Source organism: Bacillus sp. Bwzl_19, assembly GCF_054900515.1.
Genome location: NZ_CM142729.1, coordinates 771529 through 795286, shown reverse-complemented (window position 1 = coordinate 795286; position 23758 = coordinate 771529). Strand labels below are relative to the sequence as shown.

Sequence of the window (23758 nt, the reverse complement as noted above, 5' to 3'; positions counted from 1 at the left end):
ATGGACTAACGGAGGAATACATCATGAAGAAAGATTTAGGACGGATTAACGGAAAAACTCAGCTTATCGGATTATTCGCGACACCGATCGGACATTCTTTATCTCCGGCGATGCACAACCTGGCGTTTAAAAAATTAGGGCTGAACTACGCTTACCTCGCGTTTGAAGTCGGCAATGAACAGCTTGAAGACGTGGTAACGGGAATGCGCGCCTTAAACGTCAGAGGCTTCAATGTTTCGATGCCGAACAAGATGAAAATTCTCCCTTACCTCGATGAACTCGCGGATTCAGCGAAATTCACCGGTGCAGTTAATACAGTGGTTAATGAAAACGGCACATTGATCGGACACTCCACTGACGGTATGGGATACGTCCGCAACTTAAAAGAACACGGCATCGATATCACAGGCAAAAAAATGACGCTTGTCGGTTCCGGCGGGGCTGCCACTCCGATTGCGATTCAATCCGCATTGGAAGGTCTCGGCGAAATCTCAATTTTCGCCCGCAATGACGCGTTTTTCGAAAAAGCGGAAGAAAATGTCCGCATCATCAATGAAGAAATGAAAGGCTCTTCTTGTAAAGCGAATATCTTCCCGCTAGAAGATCAAGATGCGCTACGTGCTGAAATCGCCACAAGCGATATTTTCACAAACGGAACGGGTGTCGGCATGAAACCGCTTGAAGGCTTGAGCGTCATTGAAGACACATCCATGCTCCGTCCGGATTTGATTGTGACAGACGTCGTTTACAACCCCGTTACGTCGAAATTGCTCGAACAGGCACAAGAGGCCGGCTGCAAAACCATTAACGGCCTCGGCATGATGCTTTGGCAGGGCGCCATGGCGTTTGAATACTGGACAGGCCGTGAAATGCCGGTTCAGTATATTAAAGAGCAAATGTTTGAATAACCTATTGTAACAAAAGCGCCGAAGGACAATCCGTCTTCCGGCGCTTTATCATTTTCTCCCCCTCTCCCTTTCTTCTCATGCGCCAAAACGCTTATAATGGTTGTAACAATAAAAACCAAGTGAGGAATGCACGTATGAAACAGCAAAAAAAACGCCGGGTGACATTGCAGCAGGTCGCTGAGCATGCCGGCGTCTCAACATCGACCGCCTCATTAATCGTCCGCAATAATCCGCGAATTTCCGAAGCGACCCGTGAAAAAGTGCTGCAATCCATGCGGGAACTGGGGTACGTGTATGATCGGGTCGCCGCGAATTTACGATCACAGACGTCTACAACGGTAGGACTGATTATTACTGACATTTCCAATACGTTTTTCTCAGAATTTCTGATCGGCGTTCAGAATACGCTCGAGGAAGTCGGATTAACGGTGCTGTTAGGCACGACATTTGATTCTGTCGCGAAGCAGGAGCAGCTGATCTCGACTATGCTGGAACACAGGGTCGGCGGATTGATTTTATGTCCGGTTTCAGGCGCGGCCGAGGAAACCCTTTCCCGCCTTGAACAGCTTGACATTCCGGTCGTGCTCGCCGTCAGGGAAATCGCCGATGCCGACTGTGATTTTGTCGGAGCCGATTATGAAGAAGGCACCTATAAGGCAGTGCATCATCTCATTGAAAAAGGCCATCAGGAGATTGCGTTTCTGGGCGGCGTGAAGCACTCATCTACATGGACAAAACGGATGAAAGGTTTAAAAAAAGCGCTCCGTGAGGCCGATCTTGAAGTGAAAAATGAATTTGTCATTGACAGTGCACCGACCCGCGAGGCAGGCTATGAAGCAGTGATGGAGCTGCTCCGCCGGCCTGAGCGCCCGACCGCGATTTTCTGCTTCAGTGATTTGGTCGCGTTCGGTGTCATGCAAGGGATCAGAAAAGCCGGGCTCATCCCGGGCGAAGATATTGATATTGTCGGTTTTGATAACGTGCCGGAAGCTGAAATTTCTTATCCCCCGCTCACAACCGTTTCTTCCTTTCCGCGGCAGTCGGGAAAAGAAGCGGCTCAATTGCTGCATGATAAAATCGCCAGTTCCCAGCACAAAAAACAGCGCATTATTCTGGCGCCTGAGCTGGTCATTCGGGAATCTTCATCAAAAAAGCGGAACGCCTGATACGGCGCTCCGCTTTTATATTACGCAAGCAGTTTTAATGATTCGCGGTTGAATGCCGGAATGTCATCCGGAGTGCGGCTTGTGACCAGCTGGTTCTGGCAGACGACGACTTCTTCATCCACTACATTTGCGCCTGCGTTTTCCATGTCAATACGGATCGATGTAAACCCTGTCGCTTTGCGCCCGTCCAATGCTTTCGCGTTGATGAGAAGCTGAGGGCCGTGGCAAATGGCGAAAACAGGTTTTTTATCATCCATAAACGCTTTGGCAAATTGGACGAAACGGTCATCCGCTCGCAGCATGTCAGGTGAGAATCCGCCCGGGATCAGCAATGCATCAAAGTCTTTCGGATTCACATCATCGATGGACGCATCCACTTTCACTTCCGCTTCCCCTTGTTTGCCTTTTACTGTTTTTCCTTTTTCCTGTTCAATCACTGTTAATTCATGACCTGCATCTTTAAAAGCTTTCGCAGGTTCAGTATACTCGACATCCTCGAAATAATCCGTTAATACAACTGCAATTTTTTTACCCATAGTTACTACCTCCTGCTTTGATGAAGTCTACATAAATCCATGACCCCAGCCAGACTAATATCAAACATGGGAGACACGTTTGCCGCCCATCCGTATTACATAGGTCATTATCCTCATTTTTCATCTTTTTACAAGAATCATCATGAAATCTATATAAACTTTCACAAAATATTCTTACAATGGTACTGCATGACAAAATTTGTTGAAAGGTGGAGAACAGGTGAGAATACAGAAAAGACGATGCAGCGTCAATATGACACTCCGTATTCTGCTGCCCCTAGTTATGATACTTAGTCTAATCCTCCCAACATCACCCATTAAAGCAGAAGAAAACAAATCCTCCAGTGTGAATCTCAGCATTTTAGCGACAACTGACGTTCACGCTAACATGATGGATTACGATTACTACAGCGACAAACCGACAACGGAATTCGGGCTGGCCCGAACGGCTCAGCTTATTGAGAAGCACAGGCGCGAAAACCCGAATACGCTGCTTGTCGATAACGGAGACCTGATCCAGGGGAATCCTCTCGGTGAATACGCAGTAAAATATGAGAAAAATGATATTATCTCAGGTGCAAAGACCCATCCGATCATTCAAGTAATGAATAGTCTGCACTATGATTCAGGAACGCTGGGCAATCATGAATTTAATTACGGGCTTGAATTTCTGGACGGGACGATCAAAGGCGCCGAATATCCGATCGTCAACGCCAATGTAAAAACATTAAGCGGCGAAAACCGCTATACGCCTTATGTCATAAAAGAGAAAACCGTTACAGATGAAAACGGCGGAAAGCATCAGATAAAAGTCGGCTACATCGGCTTTGTTCCTCCCCAAATCATGACGTGGGATAAGAAAAATCTTGAGGGCCGCATTCAGGTCGAAGACATTGTGGAATCCGCAAAGAAAACCATTCCGAAGATGAAAGCTGAAGGAGCCGATATTGTCATCGCCCTCGCCCACAGCGGCATCGAAAAGAAAGCGCAGTCTTCCGGCGCGGAAAATGCCGTTTTTGATCTGGCAACAAAAGTCAGCGGAATTGACGCCATCGTATCCGGGCATCAGCACGGGCTGTTCCCTGATGCCGAATACAAAGGCGCTGATCAATTCGACGTCGATAAAGGCACGATTAACGGCATCCCCGTTGTCATGTCCAGCAGCTGGGGCAAATATGCTGGCGTCATCGACCTCCGGCTCCAGAAAACAGACGGCGCGTGGCATGTGGAAGATGCAAAAGGCAGCATCGAGCCGATTGCCGGAAATGTGACTTCGGAAAACGAAACCGTCGTCAATACCGTCAAAAAAGCGCATGAAGGCACGCTCAAATATATCAGAGAACCTGTCGGCCAGACAAAAGCCGATATCAACAGTTTCTTCGCCCAAGTCAAAGATGATCCGTCCATTCAAATCGTAACGGATGCGCAAAAATGGTACGCCGAAAATAAGATGAAGGATACGAAATATAAAGATCTGCCTATCCTCTCTGCGGGCGCTCCGTTTAAAGCCGGGGGGCGGAACGGTTCAAACTACTATACAAACATTTCCGCAGGTGACCTCGCCATCAAAAATATCGGCGATTTATACTTGTATGACAACACGGTTCAGATCGTCAAGCTGAACGGAAGCGAAGTGAAAGACTGGCTCGAAATGTCCGCGGGGCAGTTTAATCAGATCGACCAGGCAAAAGGCGGCAGCCAAGCCCTCATAAATGACGCCTACCGCTCATACAATTTCGATGTCATTGACGGCGTCACCTATCAGGTCGATGTCACAAAACCGGCGAAATACAATGAAAACGGAACAGTCATTCATCCCGACGCAAGCCGGATCGTCAACCTTTCTTATCAAGGGAAGCCCGTCAGCGCCAAGCAGGAATTTCTTATCGTCACAAATAATTACCGCGCTTCAGGAGGCGGAGGGTTCCCTCACTTAAGCAATGATAAAATCGTATATTCATCAGCCGATGAAAACAGACAGGTCTTAATGGACTACATCATCCAGCAGAAAACGATTAATCCGCAGGCTGATCATAACTGGTCCATCCTTCCGGTCAAAGGGACGAACCTGACATTTGAATCCTCCTTGGCCGCAAAGCCGTTTGCCGACCGTGCAGATGACGTTGCCTATATCGGAGAATCCAAAAACGCTGGCTACGGACAGTACAAGCTCCAGTTCAAGGATGATGAACCGGGCACAGATCCGCCGAAAGATGATCCGTGGAAGCTCACCGTTATGCATACAAACGACACGCACGCCCACCTTGATAACGCGGCGAGGCGGATGACGAAAATTAAAGAAATCAGAAGCGAAACCGACAGCAGCATTTTGCTTGATGCGGGAGACGTCTTCTCAGGCGATCTCTATTTCACAAAGTGGCAGGGACTGGCGGATTTAAAATTGATGAACAGCATGGGCTACGACGCAATGACCTTCGGAAACCATGAGTTTGATAAAGGACCGGGTGCTCTCGCCAGCTTCCTGAGCGGTAACGGAAGCGCGGTTGATCCGTCCGGAAAATATCATTTCCAAGCGCCTGATTTTCTGCTCGTCAGCGCGAACGTTGATGTGTCCAAAGAATCAAAGCTCAGTCCATTCATCAAAAAAGCAGACACGTTTACGGCAGGAAAAAAGAAAAAAGCAGGCATCTATCCATACATTCTGCTTAATGTAAACGGAGAAAAAGTCGCCGTATTCGGCTTAACGACAGAAGATACGTCCGTCACATCAAGCCCGGGAAAAAGCATAGTCTTTAACGATGCCTTCCAATCGGCGCAAGATACGGTAAAAGAGATACAGAACAAAGAACACGTCAATAAAATTATCGCTCTGACCCATATCGGGCATCAGCGCGATCTCGATCTCGCCAAAAAAGTAAAAGGCATCGACTTAATCGTCGGCGGACATACGCATACGCTTGTAGATAAAATGGAGATAGTCAAAAACGAAGAGCCGACCATCGTCGCACAAGCAAAAGAATACGGTGAATACCTAGGCCGGGTTGATGTCGCATTTGACAAAAACGGCGTCGTCCTGCCGAAACAATCCTCTCTTCAGGCGCTGCCTGTGAACGAGCAGACGAAAGAAGACCCGGATCTGAAAGAAGAGCTTGATCCGTTTAAAAAAGAGCTCATCTCAGTCAAAAATGAAAAAGTCGGCTCAACGAAGGTCGCACTTGACGGCCAGCGTGAGCATGTCCGCTCCAAAGAAACGAATCTCGGGAACTTCATCGCAGACGGCATGCTTCAAAAAGCGAAGGAAGCGGCCGGCGCCCAACTTGCGATTACAAACGGGGGCGGCATCCGCGCAGGCATTGATAAAGGAGACATCACACTCGGTGATGTACTGAATGTGATGCCGTTCGGCAACACGCTTTACGTCGCGGATTTAACCGGAAAACAGATCAAACAAGCCCTGGAACAAGGGTTAAGCGGAATTGAGGCTCAAGGCGGCGCCTTCCCTCAAGTTGCCGGCTTGACATACACGTTTACACTGAATAAAAAACCGGGACACCGCGTTCTTCAAGCCGCGGCCGTGCAGGATGACGGCAGCTTAAAGCCGATTTCTGATATGGAAACATACAGAGTCGCCACAAGTAACTTTGTCGGTGAAGGCGGAGACGGATATTCCGTCTTTAACGAAGCATCACATAAAGAAGACCTTGGCTTTGTCGACTATGAGGTCTTCATAGAACAGCTTGAAAAAGCAGGAAAAGCGGTTGAACCGAAAGTTGACGGCCGCGCACAAGAAGTGTACCTGCCGACGAAACAAAAAAACGGCTCATGGACCCTTGAAGATGACAGCGCATTTGCCGTCTATGCCAAAAACGCCAACACTCCGATCGTGTATTACGACAAGAATGACGGCGCCAAAAAGCAGATTGACCTCAGTGTGACCAAAAAACAGATCGGACTGTTAAAGGACAGAACAACTGATTCTTCCCTTACGATCCTGCATGACAAGTTCAGCATGAAAATGCCGATGGCAAACGCAGCCGCAGCTGATACAAGGTTCGGCGTATCGCCGAAAGGAAAAGTAAGCGGGTCGCTTTCAAATGTGTACGATTTTACAATGAAGCAGAACAACAAAGAAGTAAAAACATTCAAAGCGCCGGTAAAGCTCACCCTGCGCATTGAGAATACGAAAAAAGCGAAACAGCCGGGCATTTATCATGTAGACCGGAAAAAGCACGTCTATACAAAAACAGAAAACGGTTCGGTTTCACACGATCTCGTCACGGGCTATACAAATCATTTCAGTGAATACACCATATTAAACGCAAACACGAAGAGCGCGCCGCCGGCAAGCGGAGATCACGGCTCGGGAAAGCAGCCAAACGGACAAAACCCATCATCCGGCCCTGCGCAGGACGGAGTATCGCCGGGCGGCCTGCTTCCTGATACGGCCACAACTATGTATACCATTCTCCTTGCAGGGTTTCTCATCAGCGCGCTCGGAACGGCACTGTATCTGTATCAAAGAAGAAAAGCAAAAAAAGTGAACGAAGCATAAAAAAACCGCTTTTATCGGGCGGTTCGGCACAAGAGCTCCCCTGATCTGATATCAGGGGAGCTTTTCTGTCGGTCCCTTTCTGAGTCGACAGCCGCATGTCCGAATGATAAAATATCGCACAGACGTACAATCTATGGTATGACACTTCATGGCGGGTCTGGCTTTCCCGGCGCCGCCTGTTTGGAGGACTTTTATTGAAGATAACAGGAAAGATACGAAACAGCATGACTTACAAAAAAAAGCTGTTTTACGCAATAACAGCACTTTGTTTTATCGGCTCGCTCATTTTCGTCAATTACAACGCTTCTTTTTATGAGCGCCCGATTGCCAAAGTGACGAAAACAACATTGGAGCATCAATCTGACGTGCAGGACATGCATAAAAACAAAGATAGGATTTTCAATCAGAGGATCACAGCCAAACTTGAAAACGGCAGTCGGAAAGGACAGCTCATTCATTTGTCCAATCAATATTCATCCTCCGGAGCGAATGATCAGAAATATTCAATCGGCGATGAAGTATTCGTTTCTATTGATAAAGGAAACACGTCAAATAAGGATATATCGGGAAGCATTATAGATAAAAAACGGGATAAACAGCTTTTGCTGATCGCTTGGATTTTCATATTCACCTTGCTTATCGTCGGTAAAAAACAAGGCTTCTTTTCGATCATCAGCCTGATCTTTAACGCTGTTTTGCTGTCGTTTGCATTAGATTTGTACCGGAAGCACCAGAACATCGGGCTCATTTTCATCTGCGGTATCTGTATTCTCATCTTTACTGTCATATCATTGCTGCTTGTCAGCGGCTTTCACGCGAAAACATATGCGGCCATAGCCGCGACGCTCGCAGGCACATTTGTTTCCCTGCTGATTACGTATCTTGTGATGACGGCTGCCGGAGAGAAAGGGCTCAGATATGAAGAAATGCAGTATTTAACCCGCCCTTATCACACGGTGTTTATGGCTGGGGTATTCATCGGATCACTGGGAGCGGTCATGGATGTGGCCATTACCATGACGTCATCTGTCTTTGGGTTATATGAAGAAAACAAGAGTATCTCATTACAAGCGCTTAAACGGTCCGGGATGGAGATCGGAAAAGACATAATGGGGGCGATGACCAACATTCTGTTTTTTGCTTATATAAGCGGCTCTATTCCGATGATGCTTTTGTATCTGAAAAATGATTCACCGATAGGATTCACTCTTTCTATGAACATTTCCTTGGAAATAGCCAGAGCATTGGCCGGGGGGATCGGAATTGTTTTAACCATACCTGCCAGTCTGTATGCTTCTATCTTTTTCATTAAACGAAAGAAGGCAAGCTCATGAATGTCATCGTAATTCTTGCGGCGATTTTATTTCTATTGATGGTCATGATCGGCGGTAAAAAGGGAGCGAGATCATTTATTGCGTTATTTTTAAATTTCGGTGTTCTCTTTCTCACCATCATTTTAATGACAGACCCGCATATCAATCCGATTGTTTTAACATTGCTCTCTTCCGCCGTGATTTGCAGCATTACACTTTTTTATATTAACGGGGGAAACGTCAAAACCGTAACCGCCTTTATTTCTGCAATGCTGACGATTGTATTGCTGCTGTTTTTTATTATGGCCGTAACGAAACATACTTCGATTCAAGGATTTGGTGAAGAAGAACTGGGTGATATCGGTATATTCACGCTTTTTGTCGGGGTGGATTTTGTGAAGGTGACCGCTGCGATGATCATTATGGGCACGATAGGGGCGATTACCGATGTGGCGATTTCCATTACCTCGCCCATGAGAGAAATTCACAGCCATAATCCGTCCATGAACAGAAAAGATCTGTACAAATTCGGTTTAAGCATCGGGAGAGATATTTTAGGAACGAATACGAATACTTTATTCTTTGCTTTTTTCGGCAGCTATCTGGCTTTAATTATATGGTTTAAAGACTTATCATACTCTGCTGAAAAAATAGTGAACTCAAAAGTCTTCAGCGCAGAAGCCGTCACCATTCTTTGCGCCGGAATCGGGATCGGCTTGATCATTCCCGTTACGTCCTGGATCACCGCCTATTTTTTAGCGAAACAAAATAAACGTTAAAAGCTGCCGGCAGTTTCCCGGCAGCTTTTTTATCTTATACCCACTTCACAACGTCTTTTGAGACAGATCTTGTTTTCGGGCGCGGTTCTCTGACACGGTACCCGAATGCGGCCATGACGGAGATGTCGAAACTTCCGTCTTCAAGAAGCCCTTCTTCTTCAAGAATCCGGTGAATTTCTTTGTAATTGAAGCCTTCTACCGGGCAGGAATCAATGCCGATCTGCGCAGCGGCTGTCATCATATTGCCGAGGGCGATATATGTCTGCTTTGATGCCCAGTCAAACAGCGCACGATCTGATTCAAGCAGATTGAAATCATGTTTCTGGAATTCTTCCGTTTTGCTGATATAGCCTTCATACATATCATCCGGCATTTTTTTGACTTCCCGCAAGTGGTTTTTGACATAGTCGGCGTCAAAACGGATATCCTTTGCCGTCCGGGCAAGCAGAAGAACGAAATGGCTTGCGGTCGGCAGCTGCTTTTGCGCGCCCCACGTGAACTCGCGAAGTTTTTCGCGAAGCTCCGGATTTTGGACAACGACAAATCTCCAAGGTTCAAGACCGAGTGAGCTTGGGGATAATCTTCCCGTTTCTAAAATGAATTCAAAATCGCTTTCTGAAATTTTTTTCTCAGGATCAAATTCCTTTGTGGCGTGTCTGAATTGATACGCTTCGATGATCTCGTGTTTTTTATCTGACATTCTGATCTCTCCTTTACAATCTCGTATGTACTATTGTAGCCAACATTTTTAAAAGTACCAGTACGCACATTTTTGTTGGATAGTATCCATTTTGATACTGACAAAAAAACGGACTGCCGCGGCAGTCCGTTCTTATTTTTCTCTTCTCGCAAAGTCGACGAAACGAAATTTATCGAGCCTGTGCCGGCTTTCCGTATATTGAAAGAGGCTGGTGTCCTCCAAAAACACACGGTTTTTCACGACCGCCATATGGCTGAATCCGCCGAGATCCAAATACTTTCGGTCTTCTTCCCCTGCCGGCTCCACGACAATTTCTTTTTGCGCGTAGCTGATTGACAGACCGAGCTCTTCTTCGAGATACTCGTAAATCGAATCTTCGCAAATCGCCTTCGTCAAAAGAGGAACGTGCTTTTTCACAAAGTAATCCTTGTCCAAAATAATGTGTTCTCCGTCAATCCGCCTTGATCTGACGACTTCCCACACCTTTTCATCCGCCTTTGTGCCAAGCTCTTTTGCGGCTTCGGCGGGAGGCGGAATCAGCCCGAGACGGTGAACCGTCGTTTTCGTCTCTTTTCCGAGCGTTTCCGAAAGCTCCTTAAAGCTGATCAGGCCTGAGACGGGAAAACGCATTTTTTCTCTGTCTAATATGACGGAGCCTTTGCCTTTGATTTTCTGGATGTAGCCGTTTTGCGCCAGCATATTGAGCGCTTTGCGGACGGTTTCTCTTGATGCGCCGTATTGATCGCACAAATCATTTTCAGACGGAAGAACGTCTTCCGCCTTCCGCATGCCGCTTTCGATTTGCTGCACCATGTCTTTATAGATTGTGATGTATTTATTCACTTTCATTCATGACCACCCAGATTAGTGTATCACGCTTTGGTCAGATGATAAACGATCGATTCATACGGACGGAGCGTCAATCGTTCCGGCCGCCCTTCCCTCTGTTCATCATTCGTCAACAGCACCGTAAACCGCCAGCCGGCCATGTCTTCAAGCGGGAGCGTAAAATCCGCTTCTTTTCCATAGAAGTTGTTGATGCACAGGAGTTTTTCATCCTTGCCGTGTCTCACGTACGCCAGAACCGACGGATCGTCTTCAGCAAGCAGTTCAAACGTTCCTTCGGTCACGATGTCATATTCCTTTCTGAGCCGGATGAGCTTCTGATAATGGTAGAAAATTGAATCCGGGTCCCGCAAAGCCGCTTCTGCGTTAATGTCCTGATAATCATCCGCCGCGGGAATCCAAGGCGTTCCCGTCGTGAAACCGCCGTTCGGTTCGCTGTTCCATTGAACGGGAGTCCTTGAATTGTCTCTTGATTTCTCTTTTAAAATGGCGATAATGTCTTTTTCGGGCACGCCCTCTTCCTTCATCTTCTTGTAAATGTTCAGTGATTCGACATCACGGTATGAGCCGATGTCATCGAATTTCGGATTGCCCATGCCGATCTCCTCGCCTTGATAAATGTAAGGCGTTCCCTGCATCATATGAATCGCCGACGCCAGCATTTTAGCTGATTTCGTCCGGTACACGCCGTCGTCTCCGTATCTGGATACGACCCGCGGCTGGTCGTGGTTGCACCAGAATAAAGCATTCCAGCCCCCGCCTTTTTGCATCTCCGTCTGCCAAAACGCTAAAATCCGTTTCAGCTTCAGAAAATCAAACGGAGCGAGCGCCCACTTTTCACCATTCGGATAATCCACTTTTAAATGATGAAAGTTAAAGGTCATATCGAGTTCTTTACTTTCCGGGTTTGTGTACCGGATGCAGTGATCAGCCGTTGTCGAGGACATTTCACCGACCGTCATGCTGTCATATTTCGAAAACACTTCCCGGTTCATCTCATGGAGAAATTCATGCACACGCGGCCCGTCCGTATAATAAGGACGCCCGTCATGTCCGTCCTTGGCATCAGGAAACGATTGGTCTTTAGAAATGAGATTGATCACATCAAGCCGGAAGCCGTCGATCCCTTTTTGGAACCAAAAATGCATCATGTCGTAAACCCGTTTTCTCATCTCTTCATTTTCCCAGTTCAAATCAGCCTGCGACACATCAAATAAATGCAGATAGTGCTGGCCTGACGCCGGATCGAGCTTCCAAGCGGAGCCGCCGAATTTTGATTCCCAGTTGTTCGGCGCCCGGCCGTCTTCCTTTCCGTCTTTCCAAATGTAAAAATCCCGATACGGACTGTCAGGTGACGAGACCGCTTCTTTGAACCACCTGTGCTCGACGGATGTATGGTTTACAACAAGATCCATGACGACCTTGATCCCTCTTTTGTGCGCTTCATTGAGAAGACGTTCAAAATCCTCCATTGTTCCGTATTCTTCATAAATGGTGCAGTAATCACGAATGTCATAGCCATTGTCATTCTGCGGTGAATCGTAAATCGGCGTAAGCCAAATGACATCAATCAAAAGCTTCTGTAAATAATCAAGCTTCTCGATAATGCCGTTAAGATCGCCGATCCCGTTTCCCGTCGTATCATTAAAGCTCTTCGGATAAATTTGATACACCGCTGCCTTTTTCCACCATGGTGTGCTGTCTGTTTTCATTTTTCTTCACCGCCTGTATTCGTTTGATTTGAAAAGGGAAAGGGACAGCCTGAATGAAGGCGTCCCGCAGGTTATCTATTTTTTCCGCTTCAGCCGCGCATACCCGTATGTTCCCGCAAACGGGAGAATCAGCACGATCAGCATTCCGAGCGCAAACGGCCCCCAGTACCGGCTCATGATGGAGAAAATCCCCGGCACGCCGCCGACTCCGACTGAGCTTGCCAAAACGCCTTTAACGGAGATGTACATCCCTGCGATTCCCGAACTGATCATGGCGATCACAAACGGAAATTTGTAACGCAGATTTACGCCGAAAATCGCCGGCTCGGTAATGCCCAAATATGCGGAAATGCCGGCCGTCAGTGAAAGCCCCCGCTGTTTTTTATCTTTTGTAATCAGCATCATGGCCAAAGCCGCCGATCCTTGAGCAATATTTGACAAAGCGAGCATCGGCCATAGAAATGTGCCGCCGAGCTTTGAGCCGATTAATTGAAGATCGACCGCCAGAAACGTATGATGCATCCCCGTAATCACAAGCGCCGAATACAGCCCTCCGTACAGCAGGCCGCCAATGGCGGAGAATTGGCCGAAAATAGCGATCAATCCCGCTGTCAGCGCGTTTCCGATCGCAAAAGTGATCGGTCCGATGATGACAAACGACAGAAAACCGATGACCAGCAGCGTCACAGGTGCGACGACTAACAGCTGAATGCCTTCCGGCGTCCGTTTGGTTAAAAAGAGCTCAAGCCTGGCAAGTAAATAAGACGCCAGCAGAATCGGAAGCACCTGACCTTGATACCCGACTTTCTGCACCTCAAGGCCGAAGAGGTTCCACACCGGAATATCGCCGCTCTGCTCGGCAGCCCCGTAGCCCCATGCATTCAACAGATCAGGATGCACAAGCATCAGCCCGAGCACGATGCCCAAAAGCGGGCTTCCCCCGAACCGCTTCACTGCTGACCAGCCGATTAAAGCCGGCAGAAAAGCGAAGGCCGTCCCCGCAATCAGATTAATCATATTGGCGAGATCCGCCCATTGCGGATACACTTGGACAATCGATTTTGTGCTGAAGAAAATGCCTTCCGCCGTTAAGATGTTGTTCAGACCCATTAAAAGCCCGGCTGTGACGATCGCCGGAAGGATCGGAATAAAGATGTCCGCAAGCGTTTTCACAGCGCGCTGCAACGGATTCATTTTTTGCGCTGCCGCCTTCTTTACGTCATCCTTTGACGCTTCGCCTATCCCTGTTTCCTTCACTAACTCCGCATATACTTTGTTGACCGTCCCCTGCCCGATCACGACTTGAAATTGTCCGTTTACCGCAAAAGAACCTTTGACAATGTCTATTGCATCAAGCATTTTCTGATTCACTTTGGTTTCATCTATTAACGCAAACCGCAAACGCGTAACACAATGAGTCGCCGCCTCAATATTTTCGATTCCGCCGACAGCTTCAGCGATCTGCCGCGCAGCCCGGTTAAACTCACCCATGCCAACCCCTCCGTAACCGTTTTCATTTTGTCTTGTAAACTTGTATATACATGTTTATGACTCTATTGTAATGATGTATATACATGTCGTCAATCTATTTTTATAGCGCTTTCATCACAAATATACTGCGAAAGACCCTTACACAAAAAAATCCCCGCCGGGACGGGGTCTTGATTACTTGTTTTTCCCGGAGCATGTCCAGGCGGAATCACAACAGGAGCAGCAAAAGCATACAGTACTGTACAACTAAGTTAAAGAGGTGTGAAGAGATGCCATCCACTGTTATCAACCTGTACTATTTGAAGATTAACAGTATTTCTGGCAACGGATCTATTACGATTGGGGAAGCGGCATACAACAGTCCCACCACAAATAACAAATCACAAGGACTGAACTCTTCATTCGGCGATACGTCACCTATAGAATCGATGATGGAGAACTTGTTAAATGATCCTGATGTAAACGACCAGACAGCCATCGGAACCGCAGATACCGCAAATATTACGCCGGTGCCGCCCATTATAGATTAAAGGGGTTTTTATGAATGCCTTACCAAATTAACGTCGTCAATATAAAAGTAAACGGAGCAACGCAAAACGGAAACGTCGATATCGGTCAGACCGTACAAAACAGCCACACCGCCAACAGTAAACTTGTCGGCGCGAACTTTTCTTTAGGAGACTTTTCGCCGGCCGCCGGATGTTTGAATTCGGGCCATCTTGACCCTGACGTGAGCGATCAGGATCAGATCGCCAACCCGTCAATGCCGATCGCAAATCAAATATAGGGGAGCTATGCTGAAGTGGATATCGAAAAAATGAGAAAGTGGCTTGAGATTACGAATGAGCACAAGCCCAGCGACTTTTGGACCAATGTCCTGAAACGGAAATCTCCCGAAGAGTTTTTCTCCTTACAAAAAAACACCCTGATTTATGATATCTATCAGGATGAACAGTACACATTTGTCATTGTGGAATTGCCCGGTGTTTACGAAGAAGAATTAACATTGAGGCTGCTGTCAAGAACACGGCTGCATATAAAAGGAAACATCACGCCCCTTTTTCCCAAGGACATGGGAATCTGCCAAAACCGGTATTACGGGGAAATTGATGAGACGATTGATCTTCCTGAACCGGCTGAGCCCCATCTTTTACAGGCGCAGTGCGTCAACGGCCTGCTTCACATTTCCTATCCGCGTCTGATGGAACACATTCCTTTTCAGAAAAAAATATAAGGAGCCGGCTTACGGGCGGTTCAGCCATCTGTACACTTTCTCCTTATAATGAGAAGATGCGGGTTTTGAGAACATGGCTTTCTCCTCCGTCAGCTTGTCGAGCCTGACTTGTTTTTCCGTCCGTTTGTTCCGCAGGTGATCCAGCTCCGTTTCATTGCGGCACTTGGCGATCAAGTAATCGAGTGTCATCAGCTCTTTCTTCAGCGCGCCCTCATCCTCGGCGATCCCGGCATTTTTCAAGATTCGGTAGCCCATTCTGAGCGACTCCGGAAGATGTGCAGCATCGTCTTTCGGCAGGGGCTTTCCCATTCCTTTGATGCCGGCGAATTCTCCATCCTTAATGGCGCGCTTGATTTTATCTTCAGCCACGATATGGGCAATATCCATCATTTGTCACCTCTTTTTTTCGATTGAACCGGGTCATATCACACGGAAATGATGGTCCCAGTTTATCCCATCTTTATTTTTAAAGCTGTCATTCAACAGATAAACTGCCTTTGCGACAGCGTTTTTCGCCCTTTTTCCGATGAGCCTTTTCCACCTTTTCTATTTGCTGGTTTCATGGTATATTGATTACGTTCGTTTTTTCTATCGTTCCGTGTAAACCGTGATCGGAAAAAAGGAGTGTAACAATGAAAACATTTATAAAAGAAAGAGGACTTGCCTTCTTCTTGATAGCGGTCGTGTTATTGTGGGTGAAAACATATGCTGCTTATATTTTAAACTTTAACCTCGGCATAGACAACACGATCCAGAAAATATTGCTTTTTGTGAATCCGCTGAGCTCCAGCTTGTTCTTTCTTGGATTTGGACTTCTTTTCAAGAAAAAATTACAGCAGACAGCCATTATTGTGATTCATTTTTTATTGTCTTTTTTGCTTTATGCAAACATCGTCTATTATAGATTCTTTAATGATTTCATTACCATCCCGGTCATGATGCAGGCAAAAACAAACGGCGGCCAGCTCGGAGACAGCGCGTTTTCATTAATGAGATGGACAGACGCCTTCTACTTCCTGGATACCGTCATTTTGATTATTTTGGCCCTTAAGATGAAAAAACCGGCTGAAAAACCGGCGAAGAAATCATTCAGAATCGTTTTGGCTTCCGCCGTGCTTGTGTTCCTGATCAACCTGGCCGTCGCGGAATCCGACCGACCTGAGCTTTTGACACGCTCATTTGACCGAAACTATCTGGTGAAATATTTGGGCACGTACAACTTCACGATTTACGATGCCGTGCAGAATGTGAAGTCAAACAGCCAGCGCGCGCTTGCCGATTCAAGCGATGTAACGGATGTGGAAAACTACATGAAGGCCAACTATGACGTGCCGAACAACGTCTATTTCGGAAAAGCCGAAGGGAAAAACGTCATCTACGTCTCATTAGAGTCTCTGCAGTCCTTTATCATTGATTACAAAATTAACGGCAAGGAAGTGACGCCGTTCTTAAACAAACTGGCGCATGACAATCAAACATTCTACTTTGATAACTTTTTCCACCAAACGGGACAAGGTAAAACATCAGATGCGGAATTTATGATGGAAAACTCTCTGTACCCGCTGTCGCAAGGTTCGGTTTTCGTCAATAAAGCGCAAAACACGCTTCAGTCCGTTCCTGCGATCTTAAAAGGCAAAAACTATACGTCTGCCGCTTTCCACGGTAATACGCAGACTTTCTGGAACCGTAACGAAATGTACAAAGCGGAAGGCATCGATAAGTTCTTCGATTCCGCTTATTATGACATGAGCGAAGAGAATACGAAAAACTACGGCATGAAAGACAAACCGTATTTCAAAGAATCCATGCCGCTCTTAAAGAGCCTGCCGCAGCCGTTCTATACGAAGTTCATTACGCTGTCCAACCACTTCCCGTTCGGAATGGATAAAGAGGACACAGACTTCCCGGCAGGAGACTTTGGCGATTCAGTCGTCAATAACTACTTCCAGTCCGCGAACTATCTGGATGAATCAATTGAACAGTTCTTTAATGATCTGAAAAAAGACGGTCTGTACGATAAGTCGATTATCGTGATGTACGGAGACCACTACGGCATCTCTGAAAACCATAATAAAGCGATGGCGAAAGTGCTCGGCAAAGATGAGATCACTGATTACGACAATGCTCAGCTTCAGCGGGTTCCGCTCTTTATCCACGCTCCAGGCGTGAAAGGCGGCCGTAATCATAAATTTGCCGGCGATGTCGATGTCGCGCCGACCGTTCTTCATCTGCTCGGCGTCGATACGAAAGATTATCTCATGTCAGGTTCTGATATCTTATCGAAAGAGCACAGAGAAGTGATTCCGTTCCGTAACGGCGACTTCATCTCACCGAACTATACGAAAGTCGCCGGCAAGTATTACGATACGAAAACCGGAAGACTTTTAGATGATTCAGAAGTCGATAAAAAAGAAGACTCTCTCGTCAAAACCGAGCTTGAAATGTCTGATAAGATCATCAACGGCGATCTGCTTCGTTTCTATCAGCCGAAAGGCTTCAAGAAAGTGGACCCGTCACAATTCGATTATACGAAGCGTGAAGATTCTTCATCAGATGATCAAAAAGAATAAACAAAAGCCAGATCATATTATGATCTGGCTTTTTTATGTTCAACTTCCGGCTGCGGCCATTGAGCGCTTTTGCAGGCTGTCGGAAAGAACCGAATAAGCGACGACTTTCTTTTTCTGCTGTTTGACGACATCTACATGATCTTCGTAGCTGTATACAAACACCGTCACATCTTTTTTTCCTTTTCTCGTCTTAATGACAAGCGGATCGGCTCCGTTTTGCGGATGAAGATAACGCTCTTCATCACCCGGGTATATATAATGCCGTTCTATAAACACAGCTTCGTTAAAGTCATCAATCACCCGGCGTTTGTCTTCGCCTTCCAGACGTTTTCCGCCGAGGGATACGGCAGCGGACTCGTCACTGAGCTTTGAATGGGTTTCAAATTTGCGGAGAATCCATTCCACCGCTCCGGTAGGAAGGCATGTCAGTACAATCTTAATCAGGCTTATGACAACAATTGAAACAACTGCAATCCACGTCACCTTACATCATCTCCATACTTGTTCTACATGAATCTTAACACAGGAGGAAACGTTGTTTTTTGTACATTATGTGAAACTTGATAGATATGCAAAAAATCCGGATCGCATATATGATCCGGATTTTTCAAGTCTACTTCTGATCGTCACGGCGGACGGCCTCTCTCAGCTCCTCCGCGACAAATTCGACGTTCGGGCCGATAATGACCTGCGCCGTTTTATTCCCCGTTTTGATAACCCCTTTTGCTCCCGCTTTTTTAAGTGCCGCCTCATTAATGAGAGACGTATCATGTACGGTCAGTCTGAGGCGGGTCGCACAGTGGTCAATCGTTTCGAGGTTTTGTCTGCCGCCGAGCCCCTTGAGCATGGCATGTTCTTCAACGGAACCGGCCGTATCTTCACTAAGCACTTCCTCTTCCTCATCATCTTCCCGTCCCGGCGTTTTCAAGTTTAACGTTTTGATCAGTACGTAGAAGACGACAAAATAGAGCACCGCATAACAAATCCCGACAACGAGCAGCAAAAGCGGTTTTTCGGCAATGCCGTAGCTGAGGAGATAATCTATCGCCCCCGCTGAGAACGAAAAACCTGACCTGATTCCGAGAATATTGACGATAAATAAAGAGAATCCGGTTAATAAAGCATGGACCCCGTACAGAAGCGGTGATAAAAACATAAATGCAAATTCAATCGGCTCTGTAATTCCGGTAATAAATGCCGTCAGCGCGAGTCCGATCATCATCCCGGCCGTCGCTTTGCGCTTACTTGGCTTAGCCGCAGCAATCATTGCCAGACATGCGGCCGGAAGCCCGAACATCATAATCGGGAAGAATCCCGTCATATAAGTCCCGGCCGTCGGATCTTTTGCAAAGAAGCGGGCCAGATCTCCCGTTTTTCCGTGAAATTCACCAAACTGGAACCAAAAAATATTATTCAGCACATGATGCAGACCGAACGGAATCAAAAGACGGTTAAAAATCCCGTAAATCCCGGCGCCGATACCGCCAAGCCCGATCATCCATTCTCCGAATGATGTAATCACTGACTGAATCGGCGGCCACACAAAGCCGAAAATCCCGGCCAAAATAATGGTGATCAGCGCCGTTACAATCGGCACAAGCCTGCGTCCGCTGAAAAATCCGAGATATTCCGGCAGCTTCGTATCCTTAAAGCGGTTATACGTGTAACCCGCAATTAACCCCGCGATAATCCCCCCGAAAACGGCCATATTATTTGTCGAATTGATTGATTTTACAGCCGCCTCAAGCATTATATAGGAAATTGCTCCCGACAGAGCGGCGGCCCCGTTGCTGTCTTTCGAAATCCCGATCGCGATCCCGATCGCGAAAATCAGCGGCAGATGATCAAATACCGCTGTCCCCGCCGCGTAAATGAACGGAATATTTAATAAGTCCTCCCTGCCGATGGCCAAAATAATACCCACGGCGGGCAGAACGGCAATCGGAAGCATAAAAGATTTTCCGAGTTTTTGCAAAAATTGAAGCATTTTACCCATCCCCCTTCTTTTTTCTTAAATATAACACATAAGTTATCTAGTGATCTATACCAATTTTCCTTCATTTATTCAGACACGGCTTGTTGGTTTTCTATTTATAAACCAGTTGTGGTAAGCTTGAATAAGATGAATAAAAATAGAAAGCGGGAATGACAATGATTGTAACAAACGATCAAGAATTAGAAGGCCTAAAAAAAATCGGCAGAATTGTCGCGCTGGCACGGGAAGAAATGAAGAAAAAAGCCGAGCCCGGCATGAGCACGAAAGATCTTGACCTGATCGGAAAGGCGGTGCTTGACGAATACGGAGCCGCTTCCGCTCCGGAGAAGGAATATGATTTCCCGGGCGTGACGTGCATCAGCGTAAATGACGAAGTCGCTCACGGCATTCCGAGCGCCTCTAAAATCCTAAAAGCGGGGGATCTTGTAAATATCGATATTTCGGCGGAGTTCGGCGGTTTTTACTCTGATACGGGTATTTCATTTGTGCTTGGCGAAGGTGACGAACTCCTGCAAAAGCTCTGTAATTGCGCAGCTTCTGCATTTGAAAAAGGGCTTGAACAGGCGAAAGCCGGCAAGCGCCAGAACCAGATCGGCAGAGCCGTCTACCATGAAGCCCGCTCTAACGGCTTTACCGTCATTAAAACGCTGACGGGCCACGGAATCGGCAGAAACCTCCACGAAGCGCCGAACCACATCATGAATTACTACGATCCGTTTGATAATGCGCTTTTTAAAAACGGAACCGTGATCGCGCTTGAGCCGTTTATTTCCACGAAGGCCGAAACGATTGTTGAAGCGGGAGACGGCTGGACGTTTAAAACGCCGGATAAAAGCCTTGTCGCCCAAGTGGAGCATACCATCGTCATCACAAAAGACAAACCGATTATTTTAACGGCATTGTAATGTTTCATTTCCCTCCCAAACAGGTATACAACAACTAACCCGAAGGAGGGAGACGCATGAAAAAAGATAAAGAACAAATCAAAATCGAAAACGAAATACACGCCATGCACGGCGTAACGAAGCAGCAGATTTTAGAGGATTTCGAGGAATTTAAGGCGTACCTTCACCAGAAAATTTCCGCCGGAAAAAAACTAGGCCTGGATGACAGCAAAATCATCAAAAGCGCCGCCATCCTCGGGGACTATCTCGCCAAGCACGAGGAGCCCCGCAATGCGGAAGAAAAACTCTTACAAGAGCTGTGGGACATTGCGGATGACAATGAAAAACAGCATTTGGCCCAGCTGCTTGTCAAACTTGCCGGACACTGATACAGTGCCCGGCTTTTTATGTTCCGTTATAAGAGATGTGCTACACTGGAGATATGTCTGTGAAAGGAGCCATTTTTCAACATGTGGTTTATTATCTTCGGGTTTATTTTCTTTATTGAAAGCATCATTCTCACCGTTTACGGGGTGAAGAAAAAGAAGGGGCTGCTGATTTATTTCGGCGTCGTATTCGGAATCATGACGCTCGGCACGGTGCTGTTAAAATTGACCGGCCATTAAGCATGAAAAGACCGCCCTTTACATATATATGTAAGAAAGCTTTACATCTCTGAATCGAAAGGCTCAGTTTTTGCTTACCCCCTTTTCAGCGTCTTTTTATAGATGTTACAATGCCAAAAGTTTGGCAAAAACTGAAGAAACTCTCCTAAGCGGGAGAACGGAGAAAGGAGTTTTCTGACATGCATTATGGCAGTAAAGGCTGGTATGTAGAAGAGTTAAAGAAAAAAGGAATTACCCACTATGAAGGAAGAAAGCTTCAAAGCTTCAAAAAGTATTTCCTTGCCAATCTGCTCGAAACAAAGAAACAAGCATAACGTAAATCAGCCGTGCTGTCAGTCAGCACGGCTTTTTTTCTATACATTCATCAGTCTGTCTCTTTTTTTAAGGAAGGAGTCCCTCCAGCTTTCTGACAGCGCTTCTTCCCGCAGTACTTCTTCGATCGCCGCCAGATTGCCGGAATCGCGGTATTTCACTTCATTCGCATACCAGACGGAAATGCTTTCTTTGCCTCTCGACAGACGCTTGAGGACCGGACGCGGATCGACATATCCCTCTTCAAGCACCCTGAAATAAAAGCCGGTAAAGCCGGTCTGCTGTACACGGAGCACCATATCCTTGATGTCATATTTGAGCGCGAGTTTGACGCAGGGCTGGCGCGGCTGGCTCACTTGGACGACGGCTTCCCCCAGCTGAAACACGTCTCCGATCCACACGTCTTGCTCGGCCAGCCCTTTGACCGTTACATTTTCTCCGAACGCGGCGGCGGGAAGTTTTCTCTCAAGCGTTGTTTCCCAATATGAATAATGCTCGGCGGGATACACGCACACCGCTTTATCCGGGCCGCCGTGATGCTTCAGATCAGCTTGTCCGTCCCCTGCAAAATGGGTTTTATACAGCATGACGGGGGAATCCGCGGGCCGCTTTACGATGCCGGAATTGATTTGTCTGCCGGCAAATTCATGAATGGCGGGCTTTCCGAGATTGATAGATAAGACAGAATAGTCTTGCGTCACCTCGTTCACATCCTTTGCGAAATATCATATTTATCCTTTATCATAGTAAGAAAAAGGTGGTTTTTCCATGCTTCAATATCGTATGGTTGCAGACGGCCGGGTTCAGGGCGTCGGTTTTCGCTACTTCGTTCAGATGGAAGCAGACAGACATAAGATCGCCGGATGGGTAAAAAACCGTGATGACGGCCGGGTTGAAATTCTTGCCGAAGGCCCTGAAGAGTCGCTGAAAAAATTTGCCGAAGCGGTCAGAAAAGGGAGCCCCTTCTCAAATGTCACAGGCGTAACCGTCGAAGAATCACGCCATCTGAAAGGGTACCGCACCTTTTCCATCAGTTACTGATAAGGCTTGTCCTGGTAAAAATAATTCGGCTTCACAATCGTATTGTCATATGATTTATGGAAAATGTGGGTGGAAGCAGGCGAGATCGGCGGGATCAGCCAGGTCCAGTCTCCCGTCAGCTTTCTGCCCGCGTCTTGTTCCTGCTCTTCAAAGCGCTTAAATTGGTTCGCCGCCGTATGGTGATCCACGATACTGACGCCGTGTTTTTTATATGAATAGAGCACTGCCTTATTCAGTTCCACAAGCACCTGATCTTTCCACAGATCGGTATTCAGGCTGGCGGAAATCCCCATGACCGACGCGATTTTTCTGAGCAAGTCATACCGTTTTTCATCAGCAAGGTTCCTTGCGCCGATTTCCGTTCCCATATACCATCCGTTAAAAGGCGCCGCGTTGTACGACAGTCCGCCGATTTCAAGCTTCATATCGGCGATAATCGGAACCCCGTACCATTTGAGATTCATATCGGCAAACTCTTTGATATCCGGATGGGAGATCGGCACTTCTTTCACGAGCGTCTGAGGCAGGTCATACCAGACCGGCTGCTCGTCCCCTTTCATTCGGAAAAGCAGCGGCAAAATATCAAAATCGGTCCGCTTTCCGCGCCAGCCGAGTTTTTCACAGACAGCCGTCAGCTCATATGATGCCGGATCGCCGATTCTTCCTTGTTCTGTCTCATACCCCGCATAGCGGATGAGCTGGTGATTCCAGATTTCCACTTGTTTCTCCCCATTCTTCTCAGGGGGAAAAATCGTAATCGTCGGTTTAATTTTTCCGCCGTTCGTCGCGATTTCGATATGTTCAAATAATGCGTCGCGCACCTCTTCTTTCGTGCTCACGCCGCGCCGGTCAATGACGTTCAGCGATTGCCAAAAGAGACGTCCGATACAGCGGTTGCTGTTGCGCCACGCCATTTTCGCCCCGTGTTCAAGCTCTTCCGCCGTATGGACGTAACTTCCCGTCCGATCTATCTCATCTTTTATCGCGTGAAGACGCGCATTGGTTTCCGATTCCATTCCGAGTTCCTGATAGCAGACATCAATAAAAGCTTTCGCCTCATCCCAGAGTAATTCCGTATGTTTCAAAAAACTCTCTCCTTCAATTTACATCTGCTTCCCATTGTATCGTTTT

At 47.0% G+C, this 23758-nt stretch carries 24 protein-coding genes; 14 read left to right on the top strand and 10 right to left on the bottom strand.

Annotation, left to right across the window (positions count from 1 at the left end; translation table 11 throughout):
* The first annotated feature begins 23 nt into the window (after positions 1–23).
* Entirely contained in the window at positions 24–908 is an 885-nt protein-coding gene (locus ACW5MY_RS04135; RefSeq protein WP_014469894.1) for a shikimate dehydrogenase, read from the top strand.
* Between the two features lie 134 nt (positions 909–1042).
* Positions 1043–2074, top strand: coding sequence for a LacI family DNA-binding transcriptional regulator (locus tag ACW5MY_RS04130; protein WP_014469893.1), 1032 nt, complete (start codon positions 1043–1045; stop codon positions 2072–2074).
* Between the two features lie 20 nt (positions 2075–2094).
* On the opposite strand, the gene ACW5MY_RS04125 is transcribed toward ACW5MY_RS04130, so the two are convergent.
* Positions 2095–2610: a type 1 glutamine amidotransferase domain-containing protein gene (locus tag ACW5MY_RS04125; protein WP_003155578.1), complete on the bottom strand. Its 516-nt coding sequence runs from the start codon at positions 2608–2610 to the stop codon at positions 2095–2097.
* 220 nt (positions 2611–2830) lie between these two features.
* On the opposite strand from ACW5MY_RS04125, the gene ACW5MY_RS04120 reads away from it, so the two are divergent.
* The 3 genes from ACW5MY_RS04120 (at position 2831) to ACW5MY_RS04110 (ending at position 9215) form a co-directional block, all read left to right on the top strand.
* Complete coding sequence (locus ACW5MY_RS04120; RefSeq protein ID WP_289394208.1) at positions 2831–7123, top strand: multifunctional 2',3'-cyclic-nucleotide 2'-phosphodiesterase/3'-nucleotidase/5'-nucleotidase; 4293 nt, start codon at positions 2831–2833, stop codon at positions 7121–7123.
* 194 nt (positions 7124–7317) lie between these two features.
* Positions 7318–8457, top strand: coding sequence for a YibE/F family protein (locus ACW5MY_RS04115; RefSeq protein ID WP_013351380.1), 1140 nt, complete (start codon positions 7318–7320; stop codon positions 8455–8457).
* On the top strand, positions 8454–9215 hold the full coding sequence (locus ACW5MY_RS04110) for a YibE/F family protein (protein ID WP_013351379.1): 762 nt from the start codon (positions 8454–8456) through the stop codon (positions 9213–9215). The genes ACW5MY_RS04115 and ACW5MY_RS04110 overlap by 4 nt, the downstream gene beginning before the upstream one ends.
* A gap of 34 nt (positions 9216–9249) precedes the next feature.
* On the opposite strand, the gene ACW5MY_RS04105 is transcribed toward ACW5MY_RS04110, so the two are convergent.
* From ACW5MY_RS04105 to treP, 4 genes are all read right to left on the bottom strand, one after another.
* Complete coding sequence (locus ACW5MY_RS04105; protein WP_013351378.1) at positions 9250–9915, bottom strand: NAD(P)H-dependent oxidoreductase; 666 nt, start codon at positions 9913–9915, stop codon at positions 9250–9252.
* A 132-nt stretch (positions 9916–10047) separates the two neighbouring features.
* Entirely contained in the window at positions 10048–10764 is a 717-nt protein-coding gene (gene treR / locus ACW5MY_RS04100; protein WP_013351377.1) for a trehalose operon repressor, read from the bottom strand.
* Positions 10765–10787: 23 nt separating this feature from the next.
* Positions 10788–12473, bottom strand: coding sequence for an alpha,alpha-phosphotrehalase (gene treC, locus ACW5MY_RS04095; protein ID WP_013351376.1), 1686 nt, complete (start codon positions 12471–12473; stop codon positions 10788–10790).
* 75 nt (positions 12474–12548) lie between these two features.
* On the bottom strand, positions 12549–13964 hold the full coding sequence (gene treP, locus ACW5MY_RS04090) for a PTS system trehalose-specific EIIBC component (protein ID WP_014469890.1): 1416 nt from the start codon (positions 13962–13964) through the stop codon (positions 12549–12551).
* Between the two features lie 269 nt (positions 13965–14233).
* Here treP and ACW5MY_RS04085 point away from each other — a divergent pair, with 269 nt between their 5' ends.
* Genes ACW5MY_RS04085 through ACW5MY_RS04075 form a run of 3 tightly spaced genes read left to right on the top strand, consistent with a single transcriptional unit; the run spans position 14234 to position 15198 of the window.
* Positions 14234–14494, top strand: a complete 261-nt coding sequence (locus tag ACW5MY_RS04085) for a spore germination protein (RefSeq protein ID WP_007408496.1) — start codon at positions 14234–14236, stop codon at positions 14492–14494.
* Positions 14495–14508: 14 nt separating this feature from the next.
* Positions 14509–14751, top strand: coding sequence for a spore germination protein (locus tag ACW5MY_RS04080; protein ID WP_013351373.1), 243 nt, complete (start codon positions 14509–14511; stop codon positions 14749–14751).
* A 15-nt stretch (positions 14752–14766) separates the two neighbouring features.
* The gene (locus ACW5MY_RS04075; protein ID WP_013351372.1) at positions 14767–15198 is read left to right on the top strand and encodes an Hsp20/alpha crystallin family protein; all 432 of its coding nucleotides are present in this window, start codon (positions 14767–14769) and stop codon (positions 15196–15198) included.
* A gap of 9 nt (positions 15199–15207) precedes the next feature.
* Here the strand turns inward: ACW5MY_RS04075 and ACW5MY_RS04070 are convergent, their stop codons facing one another.
* Positions 15208–15585, bottom strand: coding sequence for a DnaJ family domain-containing protein (locus ACW5MY_RS04070; RefSeq protein WP_013351371.1), 378 nt, complete (start codon positions 15583–15585; stop codon positions 15208–15210).
* A 245-nt stretch (positions 15586–15830) separates the two neighbouring features.
* On the opposite strand from ACW5MY_RS04070, the gene ACW5MY_RS04065 reads away from it, so the two are divergent.
* A complete protein-coding gene (locus ACW5MY_RS04065; RefSeq protein WP_013351370.1) occupies positions 15831–17768 on the top strand; it encodes an LTA synthase family protein in 1938 nt (645 codons plus the stop codon).
* 39 nt (positions 17769–17807) lie between these two features.
* Here ACW5MY_RS04065 and ACW5MY_RS04060 read toward each other — a convergent pair whose 3' ends face one another.
* Positions 17808–18251: a YfmQ family protein gene (locus tag ACW5MY_RS04060; protein ID WP_013351369.1), complete on the bottom strand. Its 444-nt coding sequence runs from the start codon at positions 18249–18251 to the stop codon at positions 17808–17810.
* Between the two features lie 130 nt (positions 18252–18381).
* The gene (gene nagE / locus ACW5MY_RS04055; RefSeq protein WP_014469889.1) at positions 18382–19755 is read right to left on the bottom strand and encodes an N-acetylglucosamine-specific PTS transporter subunit IIBC; all 1374 of its coding nucleotides are present in this window, start codon (positions 19753–19755) and stop codon (positions 18382–18384) included.
* 164 nt (positions 19756–19919) lie between these two features.
* Between nagE and map the strand changes: the two genes are divergently transcribed.
* From map to ACW5MY_RS04035, 4 genes are all read left to right on the top strand, one after another.
* Positions 19920–20669, top strand: a complete 750-nt coding sequence (map, locus tag ACW5MY_RS04050; RefSeq protein ID WP_013351367.1) for a type I methionyl aminopeptidase — start codon at positions 19920–19922, stop codon at positions 20667–20669.
* A gap of 56 nt (positions 20670–20725) precedes the next feature.
* Entirely contained in the window at positions 20726–21037 is a 312-nt protein-coding gene (locus ACW5MY_RS04045; protein WP_013351366.1) for a DUF3243 domain-containing protein, read from the top strand.
* A gap of 81 nt (positions 21038–21118) precedes the next feature.
* Positions 21119–21274, top strand: a complete 156-nt coding sequence (locus ACW5MY_RS04040; RefSeq protein WP_013351365.1) for a hypothetical protein — start codon at positions 21119–21121, stop codon at positions 21272–21274.
* A 179-nt stretch (positions 21275–21453) separates the two neighbouring features.
* The gene (locus ACW5MY_RS04035) at positions 21454–21588 is read left to right on the top strand and encodes a YflJ family protein (protein ID WP_003155609.1); all 135 of its coding nucleotides are present in this window, start codon (positions 21454–21456) and stop codon (positions 21586–21588) included.
* A gap of 39 nt (positions 21589–21627) precedes the next feature.
* On the opposite strand, the gene ACW5MY_RS04030 is transcribed toward ACW5MY_RS04035, so the two are convergent.
* Complete coding sequence (locus ACW5MY_RS04030; protein WP_014469888.1) at positions 21628–22287, bottom strand: MOSC domain-containing protein; 660 nt, start codon at positions 22285–22287, stop codon at positions 21628–21630.
* A gap of 67 nt (positions 22288–22354) precedes the next feature.
* Between ACW5MY_RS04030 and ACW5MY_RS04025 the strand changes: the two genes are divergently transcribed.
* Positions 22355–22627, top strand: a complete 273-nt coding sequence (locus ACW5MY_RS04025) for an acylphosphatase (protein ID WP_013351363.1) — start codon at positions 22355–22357, stop codon at positions 22625–22627.
* Here ACW5MY_RS04025 and nosA read toward each other — a convergent pair.
* Positions 22621–23712, bottom strand: a complete 1092-nt coding sequence (gene nosA / locus ACW5MY_RS04020; protein ID WP_013351362.1) for a nitric oxide synthase — start codon at positions 23710–23712, stop codon at positions 22621–22623. The two genes, ACW5MY_RS04025 and nosA, sit on opposite strands and share 7 nt — an antisense overlap.
* Between the last annotated feature and the right edge of the window lie 46 nt (positions 23713–23758).